Raw genomic sequence first — 13,955 nt, 5'->3', positions numbered from 1 at the left:
GGTCAGGCCAATCGGCGCGGGGCGGGGGTGAACGCGGTAGGGGGAACGGGGACACCGTGGCCGCGCAGTTGCTGCGCCCTCGTCACCGAGGCGGCCCCTTCGAGCAGGTTCAACGCGATCTGCGCGACCGACCGGTTGGCAGGCTCGGCGAGGTGGCTGCCGGCGGTCCACCGGTTGAACGCACCCATCGCCGGACCGCACCAGACCTGGTAATCGGTGCGGCGGCCGGAATCACCCGCGATGGCCCATCGGCTGGCCTTGCCCAGGTACCAGCGGAACACCAAGGCCATGCGGTGTTTGGGTTCGGTCTCGGCGCGGCGGACCTCACCGGGGTCGGTCGCCCGCCAGAATTGGCGGGTCTCCGCCCACACCTCGGCGAACGTGGCGTGCAGGACTTCGCGTTCCAGCTTCACGCGCAACGACTCGGGTATCGCTTCCAGCGAAGGGTGGTCCAGGTAAACCTCGTAAAGCTTCGCCGCTCGTGAGGCGTACAGCGTGCCGCGCCGCAGAACCTGGACTTTGCCGCCGAACTCGAACAGATCGGCGGACGGCGCCATCGCGACGTCCGCGATGTCCGCTTGGGCCAGCATCGCCTTGGCTTCGTCGGACAAGCCGGACTCCACCGCGGATTGATTGACCGAGCCGGTCAACACGTACGAGGCACCCAGCGAGAACGCCGCCGCCACGGCGGCCGGTGTGCCCAGCCCGCCTGCCGCGCCGACGCGGAGGGAACCGCGGTAACCGTGGCGCCGCACCACTTCGTCGCGCACGGACATGACCGCGGGCAGCAGAGCCGTGAGGGGCCGGTTGTCCGTGTGCCCACCACTGTCCCCCTCCACCGTGATGTCCTCGGCCAAGGGGACCTCAGCGGCGAGCTGGGCCTCCTCCGGTGTCAATGCGCCCTCCTCGACCAGCGCCCGCAACAGATTCGCCGGAGCGGGGGACATGAAACGCTCGGCGACCCCCGGATGCGAAACCTTCGCGAACAGGTGAACGGAACGGCGCACACCATGCGGTCCACGCCGGAGCCCAGTGGCCGCACAACGCACGACGGCAGCGGTGGGCTCGGTGAACGCGGACACGGAGATCCGGCGGACACCCCGGCGCAGCAACAGATCGGCCAAGTGGCGCTCCACCGACGGCTCGCTGGGCGAGTGGATGAGGTTCACCCCCCAGTTGTCCCGTCCGGACAGAGCGGAGGCCAGCTCGCTCACCGCGATGTCCACCGTGGACACAGGCAGACCTGCCGCTCCGAAGAAGGCGAGCAGGCCGCTCCGCGCCGCGGCGACCACCATGCCGACCGTGGCGATTCCGTTGGCCATCTCCCCCACCACGTACGGAAAGCGTGTCCCGTGGTCGCGGCAGAACGTGAGGTCGCCCAACCACTCGGGGTAGAGCGGGGGCAGCGTGCCGACATGGTGAGCATCCCCGAAGGGCGTCGCCACCGCACCGGTCGTCGGACCGAACGCCACCCCGGAGTGACCACCGGCCATCATCACATGGGTCGGCTCACGGACACGTGCCGCCGCCGCGGCCAGTCCTGTCGCGTCGAAAACCACCCGTTCCGACACCGCGTCTCGGAGCTGTTCGCTCCACACCTGGGAACGCATTCCGGAACCGGCTGACATCCACCATCCCCCTTCCGCGTCCCCACCGCACATCGGTGCGGAGCCACCTGACCGAGTCTGCTTCCCCGCGATGGAACGCATAAGCCGCCTCATCGTGCTGGCCCGGAAGCGTGATGAACCACCGCGACGCACGTGGACCGCCGCACATCGGAGCGAAGGGACGTGGTGGGAGCGTCGCCACCACATGATCCGGATCGTGTGGCCGGGGCCGAGCGCACCATTGCCGCCACCACGGCGGGCCCGTGATGTTGAGTACACGACAAGGCGGGTGAAAGGAATCGGTATGAACGAGGCGAGTGGCCTGTCCCGGCGTACTCTGCTGGCCGGTGTCGGTGCCGCGGCCACCGCGGCCGTGCTGCCCGTGTCCACGGCCTCGGCCGCGCCGGCCGCCTTGCCGTCGCGGGAAGAAACGTACCGGGCGGTGGTGGTGGGCAGTGGCTTCGGTGGTTCGGTGGCGGCGTTGCGCCTGGCGCAGGCCGGGGTACGGACGTTGGTGCTGGAGCGCGGCCGGTGGTGGAACAGCCAGCCTCACGACAACACGTTCCCGCGGTTCTTCCACCCCGACCGCAGGGTGAGCTGGCTGGAGCCGACGCCGGTGATGCCCACGTCGCCGCCGGCGGTGTTCCAGCCCTACACCGGTCTGGTCGAGCGGGTCCGCGGGGTCGGCCTCAGCGTGCTGTGCGGCACCGGTGTCGGCGGCGGTTCCTTGCACTACGAGGGTATCTCGTTGCAGCCGTCGGAAGAGTTGTTCACCAGGGTGATGCCCTCGAGCGTGGACTACGACGAGATGGCCGCGGTCTATTACCCGCGGGTCGCCGCCATGCTGGGCTACTCGCCGATCCCGGACGACGTGCTCAACCACACCCGGTACACCTCCAGCAGGCAGTTCCTGGCCGACGCCGCCCTCGCCGGAGGACAGCCGGTCAGGGTGGGCCAACCGATGGACTGGGACGTGGTGCGCGCCGAACTGCGCGGCGAGCTTCCGCCGTGGTCGGCACACGGCGACGTGCTCTACGGTGTCAACAACGGTGCCCGCCACTCCACCGACAGGACCTACCTCTCCCAGGCCCTGGCCACCGGGCTGGTCACCATCGCCCCTCTCCATGTGGTCAGCGACATCACCACCGGCACCGATCGCCGCTACGTCCTGCACTGCCGGCACATCGACACCGATGGCGCGGTCCGGGAGAACGTCATCGTCGAAACCGACGCCCTGTTCCTCAACGCCGGCTCCGCCAACACCTCGAAACTCCTGGTCCGCGCCCGCGGCACGGGAGCCCTGCCGGATCTCCCACCCGACGTCGGCCAGTACTGGGGCAACAACGGCGACCGCCTCTACCTGCGCACCAACCCGCTTCGCCCCACCCTCCCCCGCCAAGGCGGACCGTCCCCCGTCGCGATGCTGGATTGGGACGCCGCCACCGGACCGGTCACCTTGTTCCACACGCCCGCCCCGTTCGAGACCGAGACGTTCTCGGCCTACGTCGTGGGCATGGGTATCCCGGAGGGACACGGCAAGTTCGTCTACGACCCGGTCACCGACAACGCCCAGCTGATCTGGCCACCCACCGCCGACCTCAACGTCGAAGCCGCCCTCGCCGCCGCCACCCTCCGCATGACCCTCACCAGTGGCGGAGTGTTCGCCCCTGGCAACGCCGCCGACCCCACCACTTTCCATCCCCTCGGCGGCGCCGTCATCGGTCCCGTCTGCGACCCCCACGGCCGCGTTCACGACAACCCCGGCCTCTACGTCACCGACGGCGCCCTCATTCCCGGCTCCACCGCCTGCTGCAATCCGTCCTGGACCATCACCGCCCTCGCCGAGCGCTGCCTCGACCACATCACCACCCACGACATCGGCACCACCATCTGAGGACGGGCACAAAGCGGCGAGCGGCTGACGGTCCGGCCGCGCGGCCGCTCGCGGTGCGAAATCGCGGACACCCACGGTCGACTCGACATTACGCCCATTCGACTTCCAGAGTGACGGAATTGTCGAGTGCGTTCATTCCCGTTCATGCGCGATGCCACGTATCCCGAGTTGGTCTACCTCGTTTATCGTCGGTGACGACAGTTCGCGCACCTTGGCTGATTCTGTCCATTACGGACTGTTACCGGTGTGGCGCCAGGGATACGCGGGATGTCGATACAGGGGGTCGCGAGTGGCGATTCGCGTTCCATTGAGGGTGAGGCGAACGTGTCCGGGCGCCGAAGCCTTGAATGGCGTGATCGCCACGGGGATCCGGCGCCCACGGGCTTCGAAACGGGCTTCAGCGCCCGATCTGAGCACTTCGCCTCGCAGAGTCATGAGCGTGGAGCCAAGAGCATCTTGGATACCCACCGCAGGGCGGACGTGGTACATGAAGGCCCCCTTCCTTGCGCTAGACGCAAGGAAGGGGGCCTTCATGTACCCCACGAGAGAGAATCACCGTGGCGGCCCAGCGGGCACAAGGGTCGTTATGTCCTTTGCAGACAGGTAAGCCGAGATCGGCTCGCGTCCCGAAAACACGACACGTTTGACCGCCACTCACGACCCCCGCACCGACGCCACGCCGGTCACACCGGTCACCTCCGGCCGCCCGCGTCGCCTCGAAGCACCCAGGGAAGGCTCGCGCTCAGTCACGCCGCCAGGCCGCGTCAGCAACGCCAGAAAGCAAATTCTCATGATCAACTCAAGCTACGTGGCGTTGTGTTCATGCGGAGTTCACCGGGCCCAACGCGGTCGATCCGCCTCGACGGCGTCATTTCCGGCCGGGAAAGCTCCGTCCTGAAATCGTGGCACCGCGCCGGGGCTTTTTCGGAATTCGTTTCCGTGGCCCGCTTCGTCGGCAAGTCCATACCGTCGCGACCGGATTCACCGCCGCCAAAAGGAGCAGAACAAACGCCATATGAGCCGCACACGCTGTGCGAACCCGGAACCAGGTGTGCCGACGACCGCGAGGCACCCCACCCCATCCGGTGCACGACACGAAGGTGATCCGCACGTTGTGTGCCTCTCGGTCGGCCGAGGTCACTCACCCTGACGGCGAGTGCTCACAACCGGGCTCACCCCACCGTCCGATGGCCAACCGTCCGGCACTGCCAGTTGACTGAAACCGAAGTCACGAGCGGGAAACCGAGCGATCCCGCCCACCTGCCCCGATCACCTCACCGGCGCGGCGGTGTCCCTGCCGCGCCGGTGACATGCATCCGACCAGGAGAGCCGTGACACCGCGAAAGCGCACCTACAACGACCTACTCCGCGGCCTGCTGACCGAAGCGCGGTGGACCAATCACAATTTCGCCTTCGCGGTGAATCGCGTGGCCGCGGAGGCCGGCATCACCCTGCATTACGACCGCACCAGCGTCTCGCATTGGCTGTCCGGCACACGTCCGCGCCCGCCGGTACCTTCGTTCGCCGCCGAAGCACTGTCCCGCCGGCTCGGCCGCCCGGTCTCCGCGACGGAAACGGGTATGGCGGACCCCACGGCGGATGAGGTCGATCCCGCCTTCGCGATACGAGAATCCGGTTTCACGGCACTGCACCGGCTGCTGCGATCGGATTTGGAATCACGCCGGCGGACCGCCTTGCGCGAGCAGCCGTTCCGGGTCGACTGGGCATCGGCGCCCCGGCGGTACGGACGCCCGGAGAAACCTCATGCTCGTTCGGTCCTCGACGGTGACCACCAGTCCGGACTTCTGGCCGCGGTCACGGCGATGACCGCCGCCTTCGCCGCCGCCGACCGGGCGTTCGGTGGTGGCCACGCGCGCTTGGCGCTCGTCGCTTATCTGGAGACCGACATCATGGGATTGGCGCGCTCGGCCACAGCCGAACGTACCGGCGGACAGCTGGTCAGCAGCATGGCCGGGCTCACCGATCTGGTCGGCTTCATGTGTTTCGACGATCTCCAGCACCATCTGGCTCAGCGCTACTACCGGGTAGCGCTCCGCTTGGCCGACGAGGCGGGCGACAGCGCCGGCCATGCCCTGGTTCTCCGAGGGATGAGTACGCAGGCATGCTTTCTCGGCCACAACCGCCGCGCGGCGCGACTGGCGGACGCCGCCGTGGATCGGATCGGCCTGGTCCAGCGTCCCGGCACCCGCGCGGCGCTCCTGGGCCAGGCCGCCGTCTCCCACGCCGCCCTGGACGACCGCAAGACCGCGCTGAGCCGATTGGCGGCGGCCGAGAAGTACCTAGACGGGGCTGACGACCCACAGGAGCCGAAGGGGTGCACCGACCGGGCCGACATCGAGCACCTCGTGGGCCTGGCGCTGATCTTGCTGCGCGACCACGGGCGCGCCGAGCACGCACTGCGGGAATCGCTGAGACACCGGCCGGACGGCGAGCGACGTGCGCGCCTGCTGACCACGCATCAGCTGGCCACATTGCAGCTACGCCAGGGTGATGCCGAACGGGCGTGTGCGACTTGGCAGTGGTTCCTGGACGAGTGCTCGTGGGTCCGCTCCGGACGCGTGCACTCCGCGCTGCACTCGATCAAGCGACGACTGCATCCCCATCGCGGCAACATCGTCGTGCGGCAGACGTTGAAACGGGCGGAACGACTGATCGATGCACACCACTGATCAGCGGAGCCGGATGCGTTGTGCAGACCGAACCCGCCCAGCCGCCGCGGTCCGGCCGATGTCTCGGCGCGGCGGTGATCGACATGTTCGCGGCTTGCCCTGCCACGGGCCACAAGTGCTCGGCAGCCGAGTCGGGACGACACGAACGAGGCCGGCTTCCGGGAAATCGGTGAAGTGCGAGTCGACAGGGAGCGCGCTATGGACAGGCTGATGAATACCGCTATCCGGTGGTGGTGGACAGCCAGGTGGTGGTGGCACGTGCACACACCGGCACACCTTTTCCCGCGAGGGCGACGCCGTGGTGGCCCGGGTCGGCCGCCGGACAGCCGAGGCTGACGCCATCGCCCGGCTCACCGCGAAACTGCGTACTCGACCAGGCGGTCCTGCGCACAGCAGCAAATCCCCCGGAAAGGGGACTGATCGGAGAAACACCGCGTCGGCACTCGACCCGCCCCGGTCGCGATACCGATGCAGCTCGCGCGCCGAGAGTGGCTCGTCCCGCTTGTCGGCCGCGCGAGGGCGGGGTTCGCCGCGGTTGCGGGCAACCCGTCTGCCGCGTGAGGTCGTCGCCACCGGTTCTCTTCCGATCTTCCGGCGAGGGCTCATGATCAAGTCGTCCATGCCGGGCACGTTCGACGAGGCTTCGTCCGGGTGCGCGGCGTGTCCTAGTAGCCCGTCTCGCGGATGCGCTCGGACGACTGAACTGGAAAGCTGGAGGCCGGTGACGTTCCGACTACGGTGAGGCGCACTGCCCATGAGACCGGTCCAAGGTGCTCCGCAGGTTTGTCCCGAGTCCGGCTTGCTGTCGTTGCGTGATCTCGACGAGAACGAACTCGACCGCATTGCCGTGAGGGCTGTCGACCTGTACGAGAACCCGCTGGCGCACGACCGTCCGCTGGCCGGGAAAGCGATCGGGGTGCTGTTCACGAAAACATCCACGCGGACGCGGACCGCCTTTTCCGTCGGAGCCCATCGGCTGGGTGCCCACGTCCTGGCCTATGGTCCGGCTGACCTGCAGGTCAACACCGGCGAGTCACTCACCGACACCGCCCGCGTCCTGGGGGCCATGCTCGACGGACTGGTGGCCAGAACCGCCGGGCCGCTTCGCGATCTGCGGGCCATCTCCCGGGAAAGCGGAATTCCGGTGGTGAACGCCATGGCCACCGAGGAACACCCGACCCAGGGAATCTGCGACCTGGCCACGATCCGGCTGCATCGCGGAGACCTCAGCGGCGTGACGGTCCTTTACGTCGGCGAGGGCAACAACACCACGACAGCGCTGGCACACGGCCTGGCGAAGGTCCCGTCCAGCACATTGATCATCGCAACGCCCGAGGGTTACGGAATTCCCGGCGAGGAACTGACCGCGGCGCGAACGGCAGGCGCGTCTGTCGGCGCCACCGTGGTGACGACCACCTCGATGGCCGACCTCCCCACCGACGTCGACGTCGTCTACACCACCCGCTGGCAGACGACCGGCACAGCCAAGAGCGATCCCGACTGGCGGGAAGCGTTCCGCCCCTTCCACATCGACCAGGCGTTCATGGATCGATTTCCGTCCGCGCTGTTCATGCACGATCTGCCTGCGTGTCGCGGCGACGAAGTGTCGGGTGCCGTGCTCGACGGACCCCGATCGATCGCCTGGAGCCAGGCAGCCATGAAGCTCAGCAGCGCGATGGCGGTGCTGGAGTTCTGCGCGACCGGCGGCCGAGCCGGACTTTCGGTGACGAATGGAGGTCCAGGATGAGCAAGACCGCGGAAATCGTTCCCCGGGTCACCCGGTTCCACCACCTCACCCCGGCCGATCTGCGACCACCGCGGCGGCGCGACGTGTTCTTCGACCCGATCGACACCGAGATCGGGATCTGGGCCACCACCGACCTCCTCGAACCCGGTTGCGCCGTTCTCGATCTCGGTTCCGGGAGCGGTGCGGCGGCACTGGCCGTCGCGCGCGCGGGCGCCGGTCACGTCCACGGCGTGGACATCGCCGCCGGCAGCGTCTCCTGGGCGTCCGAGCACTACGCGCGGGAGGGCGACCCACGCGTCACCTTCTCCGTCGCGGATTACAGCGTCGCGACCACAAGTGACCTGCTCGCCGGCTGCCCGTTCCGATCCGCGCCCACCATCGTCACCAGCAACCCGCCCTACGTTCCCCTTCCCGTACCTCCCGACGGCACCGGCAAGGTTTCGATCGACGGTGGACGCGACGGGCTGCGCCTCGTCCGTCACGTCGTTCGCCACGCCTCCGCCTTGGGCGCCGAACTGGCGATCACGATCGGCAGCTACACCTCGCCGCGCGCGATGACCGCGTTGTTGCACGACTCCGGCTACCGCATAGCCCGGCTGACACTCGGGGTACTGCCGCTCGGCGACCACACGGTGGCCAACCGGCGACTGGTCCGGCAACTGGCTGACCGCGGGGACGGACCGTTGATCGAGGTGGCCGGTGTCACTCACTACCTGGTCCTCGGCCTGTCCTGCCGCCGGATCCGAGGCCCGGCCGAGTACGTCGTCACCCCGGACGAAGTACTGGCGCTCCTCCAGCGCGCCTGTGCGTCCACGACGAACCGGTTGGAAGCGCTCGACGATTCCGCCGCCGCCACCACGCTTCCGTTGCGCGTGGTGGTACTCGGCGACGACATCGCTCGCCACCATCCCTGAACCCACCAGCAGAAGGGCATCCCACCTGTGCCAGAGCCGCTTACCGTCGGGGTCGAAGAAGAGTTCTTCGCGGTCGACCCGCAGGAGCGACGCCCGCTGAACGACACCACGGCGCTGCTGGAGTTCGCCCATCGGCTTCCCGGTGGCCGTGAAAGCTACAGCGCCGAGCTGCGGACCTGCATGCTCGAGAGCAAGACCGGAATCTGCCGGACCCTCGACCAGGTCCGTGCCGAGCTCCGCGAACTGCGCGCCGGGCTCGGCCACGCCGCGCAGGAGACGGGTGGCCGGATCGTCGCGGCCGGCACGCTGGCCCTGACGGACTGGCGGACGCAGGAGTTCCTCGACCAGTCGCGGACCCACTTCATCGTCGACCGCTATGCGTGGATGGCGCGTACCCACGTGATGTGCGCCTGTCAGGTGCACGTCGGTGTCCCCGACCGAGACACCGCGATCCAGGTGGTCAACCGCGTCCGGCCGTGGCTGCCCCTGCTCAACGCGCTGTCGGCCAGCTCTCCGTTCTGGATGGGCGAGGACACCGGTTTCGCCAGCTACCGCGGCACCGTCTGGGAGAGCTGGCCGATGGGCGGCATACCGCCGGTCTTCTCCTCCTACGAGGAGTACGTCGAACGGATGGCCGCCCTGACGCGCAACGACACCATCAACGACGTCGGGCAGCTCTACTGGGACGTCCGGCCGGGCACGAACTACCGCACCGTCGAGTTCCGGCCGGCCGACTCCTGTACGACGGTCGACGACACCGTCCTGCAGGCAGGTCTCTGCCGCGCCCTGGTGAAGCACGCGCTCGACGAGCTCCAGCGGAATTCCGACGGCCCCGATCCGTGGCCCGAGCTGCTTCGTGCGGCCAAATGGCGGGCGGCACGGTACGGGCTTTCCGCCGATCTCCTCGATCCCGTCTCCGGTGAACTGGTACCCGCCGGGGAGCTGATCGACCGCCTGCTGCGCATGGTCGGACCGGCTCTCGAACACGCTGGTGACCACGACGAGGTGGCTAAACTCCTCGCGCGCAAGAAGATCGACGGCACCTCGGCCGATCGGCAGCGCGCGGTGCTCGCCGCGGGCGGCACCTTCGCCGACGTCACCGACCTTCTCGTGCGGCAGACCGCCGCACCGTGACGAAAGGAGCGCGGCCATGCGCAAACCCGACTCGCCGGTGGTGATCACCGAGTACCGGAACGGGCCACTGCTCGTCCGGGGCGACTTCCGGTTGCTCGATGCCGACGGCCAGGAGATTCCCACCACTCGCCGGACCGTGGCACTCTGCCGCTGCGGCCGGTCCGGGCAGAAACCGTGGTGCGACAGCTCGCACAAACTCGTCCGGCAGTCCCGCAGGACGGCTTCCCCGAGCACCTCGACCGATTGAGAGCGCAGTCATGTCCATCACGGCCGACTCGTCGACACCGCTGTCCCCGGAGCGCTGGGAGCCGCCGCTGCCACAACCCCGAGGACCGATCAGCGAGGTCGTGCTCACCGCCCTGTCCCGTGACCCGGGTGACCTGGCCGCCATCCCTGCGCCCACCGGCGATCCCCTCTCGGATGACGATCTGCATTTGGCGCTGTACAGCTGTTACGAGCTCCATTACCGCGGTTTCGCGGGTGTCGACCCGCGCTGGGAGTGGAATCCGGCGCTGCTCGCCGTCCGCGGACAACTCGAGGCGCCCTTCGAGTCCGCACTTCGCGCGGCCTACCCCGTCGACTCCCTTCGCGGTGGAGAAGACGTCCGGGCCGGGCTGCTCCGGATCGCCGATCTCCCGGGACCGGCGCTGTCCCCGTACCTGCGTGACAAGGCGACGAAGGAACAGTTCCTCGAGGTGATCGTGCTCCGCTCGGCCTACCGGTTGAAGGAGTCCGATCCGCACTCGTTCGCCATCCCGCGACTGGAGAACAAAGCCAAGGCCGCACTGGTCGAGATCGAGTACGACGAGTTCGGTTCCGGCCGAGCGGACCAGATTCACGCGGTCCTCTACCGGGACAGCATGAACGCCATGGGACTGGACGCGCGCTACGGCGCCTACCTCGACCTGGTACCGGGCATCGCGCTCGCGACCGTCAACGTCATGTCGTTGTTCGGGCTGCACCGGCGGTTCCGCGCGGCAGCGGTCGGACACCTCGCCATCGCCGAAATGACCTCGGCCCTGTCGAACAAACGCCAGGCCGACGGTCTTCGCCGCCTCGGGTTCGATCCGATCGCCACCCGCTTCTTCGACGAACACGTCATCGCCGACTCCGTGCACGACGTCATCGCGCTCAACGACATGGCCGGTGGCCTTGCCGCACAGGAACCCGAACTCGTCGACGACATACTTTTCGGCGCCTCCGCCGGCACCGGACTCGATTACGCGCTTGCCCGGTACATCTTCGATCGATGGGAATCGGAACGGTCACCCCTGCGCTCCGCGCTCGGCGCCATCGACTCGCCGGCTCTGGCTCACGATCGCGGCTGACGAGCTGATCCACCACAACGAATGGGCGGACGCCGGAGGCGGTGACCGTCACCGGGCACTCCCCGGCCAGCCCACGCGATTCAGCCGAGGCTTACTTCGCCGAACGAGATCCCGAGCCGTGCGAGGCGCGTTACCGGCGCGCCGCGACACGGCTACGCCGACACCTGCGCCGGATGGGCCATCACCAGAACGCGGTGGTTGTCGACAATCCTGAAGTGAAGGTTCCCGGGATCGACGGCGACCCGTTCCACGTCGTCGTCGACCAGCGACTGTCTCCGGGGCGAGTGACGCCCCGGAGACAGCGAACTGGGCCGGCCCGAAGCGTTTCGCCGATCACCGTCCTTTGTGAACTGCTCGGGACTTCCGCCGCGAGCCACCCGACTTCCGCTCCTGGCCGATCGGAGTCCATCGGCTGCCAGCCCATCGGCGGCGGTGCCGTACCGCGGTCGGCCATCGTGCTCGACACGAGGTTCCCCCCGAACCGAACTGTGGGTGAGAGAACGGACCCGATGCGGAGATCTCCCTCCTCGCGGTCGAATAGACCGCAGCCAAATCCGGGCACGGAGGAGTTATCGGGCAGCCCGAAGGGCGCGGGTCACCCCGGTTTCGGAACGGTCGTTGTGCTGATGAGTCCAGAGTGGACGGCCACGATGATCACAGAGAGTGATGGCCATCGATGTTCGCCCGGAGGGTGAGTGGTCCGTCGTCCCGATGGTGTGCATCGAGTACGCACGCGTGGCCGGTCGGGCTGTACTGGAGGTCCCGAAACCAGCAAACGAGGAGAGCACCATGCTGATGCGTACCGCGTTGACCGCCTTGTTCGCCGCCACGGCCGCCGGAGCGCTGATCGCGCCGGCCGCCGCCGCTGCCGAGGCCGACCCGGCCGATTACGTGATCGAGTCCGCGAACGGCACGGAGCGGGTGTGGCAGCAGACGTGGTGGGACGGCGAGCCCACCATCACCGGGGACTTCCACGGTGGCGACAACCAGCACTGGATCTTCTGGAGCAACCGCACCATCCAGAACACCGGAACCGACCTGTGCGCCACCGCCCACCACGGCCGCGTCATCGGCTCGGACTGCAACGGTGACGACCCGGCACAGCGGTGGAGGATCCGCGGCGACCACAACCAGAAGCAGCTCAAGAACGACGAGACCGGGCTGTGCGCCACCTACGAGGGCCACGACGACCAGCTGAGCCTGCACACCTGCGACTGGGACCGGGTCAACCAGCGCTGGTACCTCAACATCTGACCGGTCCGGGTCATCGGCGTCCTCTCTCACTTTTCGGCACCTGCGCTCCGATTCGAACTGCGGTAGGACCGCTGAGAACAAGGCCAAGAAAGTGAAGAACCAGGCGCCGAGTCTCTTCAAAGAGTCATGACCGACCGAAGGTCTCTTCCGGACGAAATCACTCCGGAAGAGACCTTCGGTCACTCTGCACGGGGAAAGCCGCACCGTCTTCGCACGTTCCCGCTTGCGCCGGCGCACCGTGGGCCGCTTCAGCCTTGCATCGGGCGGCGGCGTTTCTGCTTGCATGATCACTGGCGAAGGAACCTAATCCTGGGGTTCGCTGCTCCTCGATTCGAAGAAAGGTCCGGAAGCCGGAGAACCTTCTCCTTCGTAATGGCGAGCCATCGCAGCCAGGGTGTGGGCGACGCGGGTGCGCAAAGACGCCGGGGCCAGCACCTCGGCGTCGGGCCCCAGGCGCAGGATGTCCCGCACGGCTTGGTCTTCGGTTTCGACCGGGACCGTGACGCGTGTCCAGCCGTCCGACTCGGTCGTGGCGCTTTCGTGGGCGGCGTGGATGACCGCGGGCTCGGCCAGGTACGGCAGTCGGTGCATTCCCGTGGGCGACAGGCGCAGCACGGCTCGGGTCTGGTGGCGGCGAGCGTCGAAGTCATCGAGATACGTCTGCCAGTATGCGGCCAGCTCGAAACCGGTGGCGCGGTCGAAGCTCTCGTCCAGGACGTGTACGTCACGAAGGCGAGAGATCCGGTAGGTGCGGAACCGCTCGTCCCGGCGGGCCACGAGATACCATTGACCGCCCTTGGACACCAGACCGTGCGGTTCGATCGTCCGCGACACCTCATGAGGGCTCTCCCACCTCGAGTACCGCATGTGCACCCGTCGCTGGTGCCACACCGCGGCGGCCACCTCGGTCAGGTGAGGGATGTGGTCGGCTGCCTGGTACCAGGCCAGGGCATCGAGGTGAAACCGGTCCCGTAGGCGGGCGGCGCGTTCGCTCAGCTCAAGGGGAAGCGCCGCTGTCAGCTTGAGTCGTGCGTCCTCGGCGGCCCGGCCGAGACCGAGGTCGGCGGCGACGACGGGCAACCCGGTGAGGAACAGCGAATCGGCCTCGGCGGGGGTCAGTCCGGTCAACCGGGTCCGGTAGCCGTCGACCAGCCGGTATCCGCCCTCGTGGCCCGCCTCGCCGTACACCGGTACACCCGCCGCGCTCAACGCCTGGATATCGCGATAGACGGTGCGCTCGGAGACGTCGAGATGGGCGGCCAGGTCGCGAGCGGTCGCCCGTTCCCGACTCTGCAGCAGCAGGAGAAGCGACATCAGACGGCTCGCGCGCACACCGGGGATTCTTCCAAACTCCACTGACATTCGATGTCAGTGGACCGGTTTTAAG

General features: G+C 68.0%; 10 protein-coding genes. 8 read left to right on the top strand and 2 right to left on the bottom strand.

The genetic code is table 11. The features are described 5' to 3' along the window. Window positions 1-2: 2 nt before the first annotated feature. The gene (locus P3102_RS15205) at window positions 3-1,628 is read right to left on the bottom strand and encodes a PfaD family polyunsaturated fatty acid/polyketide biosynthesis protein (RefSeq protein WP_276369918.1); all 1,626 of its coding nucleotides are present in this window, start codon (window positions 1,626-1,628) and stop codon (window positions 3-5) included. Between the two features lie 283 nt (window positions 1,629-1,911). Between P3102_RS15205 and P3102_RS15200 the strand changes: the two genes are divergently transcribed. From P3102_RS15200 to P3102_RS15165, 8 genes are all read left to right on the top strand, one after another. Next, window positions 1,912-3,501, top strand: coding sequence for a GMC oxidoreductase (locus tag P3102_RS15200; RefSeq protein WP_276369917.1), 1,590 nt, complete (start codon window positions 1,912-1,914; stop codon window positions 3,499-3,501). Between the two features lie 1,331 nt (window positions 3,502-4,832). Then, window positions 4,833-6,191 (top strand): hypothetical protein, encoded by a 1,359-nt coding sequence (locus P3102_RS15195; protein ID WP_276369915.1) that lies wholly within the window; start codon window positions 4,833-4,835, stop codon window positions 6,189-6,191. Between the two features lie 754 nt (window positions 6,192-6,945). After that, complete coding sequence (locus tag P3102_RS15190) at window positions 6,946-7,938, top strand: ornithine carbamoyltransferase (protein WP_276369913.1); 993 nt, start codon at window positions 6,946-6,948, stop codon at window positions 7,936-7,938. Further along, window positions 7,935-8,852: a methyltransferase domain-containing protein gene (locus P3102_RS15185; protein ID WP_276369912.1), complete on the top strand. Its 918-nt coding sequence runs from the start codon at window positions 7,935-7,937 to the stop codon at window positions 8,850-8,852. Before P3102_RS15190 ends, P3102_RS15185 begins: the two co-directional genes overlap by 4 nt. Window positions 8,853-8,879: 27 nt before the next feature. Beyond that, the gene (locus P3102_RS15180) at window positions 8,880-9,986 is read left to right on the top strand and encodes a glutamate--cysteine ligase (RefSeq protein WP_276369910.1); all 1,107 of its coding nucleotides are present in this window, start codon (window positions 8,880-8,882) and stop codon (window positions 9,984-9,986) included. Window positions 9,987-10,002: 16 nt separating this feature from the next. Next, on the top strand, window positions 10,003-10,233 hold the full coding sequence (locus P3102_RS15175; protein ID WP_276369908.1) for a CDGSH iron-sulfur domain-containing protein: 231 nt from the start codon (window positions 10,003-10,005) through the stop codon (window positions 10,231-10,233). A gap of 10 nt (window positions 10,234-10,243) precedes the next feature. Further along, window positions 10,244-11,314 (top strand): iron-containing redox enzyme family protein, encoded by a 1,071-nt coding sequence (locus tag P3102_RS15170; RefSeq protein ID WP_276369907.1) that lies wholly within the window; start codon window positions 10,244-10,246, stop codon window positions 11,312-11,314. Window positions 11,315-12,103: 789 nt separating this feature from the next. Beyond that, complete coding sequence (locus tag P3102_RS15165) at window positions 12,104-12,568, top strand: ricin-type beta-trefoil lectin domain protein (RefSeq protein ID WP_276369905.1); 465 nt, start codon at window positions 12,104-12,106, stop codon at window positions 12,566-12,568. 303 nt (window positions 12,569-12,871) lie between these two features. On the opposite strand, the gene P3102_RS15160 is transcribed toward P3102_RS15165, so the two are convergent. Further along, window positions 12,872-13,900 carry a YafY family protein gene (locus P3102_RS15160; protein WP_276369904.1) on the bottom strand — a complete coding sequence of 343 codons (1,029 nt, stop codon included), beginning with the start codon at window positions 13,898-13,900 and terminating at the stop codon, window positions 12,872-12,874. Window positions 13,901-13,955 lie beyond the last annotated feature (55 nt).

The organism is Amycolatopsis sp. QT-25 (assembly GCF_029369745.1).
GTDB lineage: Bacteria > Actinomycetota > Actinomycetes > Mycobacteriales > Pseudonocardiaceae > Amycolatopsis.
This window is presented reverse-complemented; position numbering and strand designations above follow the sequence as displayed.

Bases quoted from the DNA above. Each gene is read 5' to 3' on its own strand.
- P3102_RS15205 (WP_276369918.1), bottom strand. From the start codon at position 1,628: ATGTCAGCCGGTTCCGGAATGCGTTCCCAGGTGTGGAGCGAACAGCTC.
- P3102_RS15200 (WP_276369917.1), top strand. From the start codon at position 1,912: ATGAACGAGGCGAGTGGCCTGTCCCGGCGTACTCTGCTGGCCGGTGTC.
- P3102_RS15190 (WP_276369913.1), top strand. From the start codon at position 6,946: ATGAGACCGGTCCAAGGTGCTCCGCAGGTTTGTCCCGAGTCCGGCTTG.
- P3102_RS15185 (WP_276369912.1), top strand. From the start codon at position 7,935: ATGAGCAAGACCGCGGAAATCGTTCCCCGGGTCACCCGGTTCCACCAC.
- P3102_RS15175 (WP_276369908.1), top strand. From the start codon at position 10,003: ATGCGCAAACCCGACTCGCCGGTGGTGATCACCGAGTACCGGAACGGG.
- P3102_RS15170 (WP_276369907.1), top strand. From the start codon at position 10,244: ATGTCCATCACGGCCGACTCGTCGACACCGCTGTCCCCGGAGCGCTGG.
- P3102_RS15165 (WP_276369905.1), top strand. From the start codon at position 12,104: ATGCTGATGCGTACCGCGTTGACCGCCTTGTTCGCCGCCACGGCCGCC.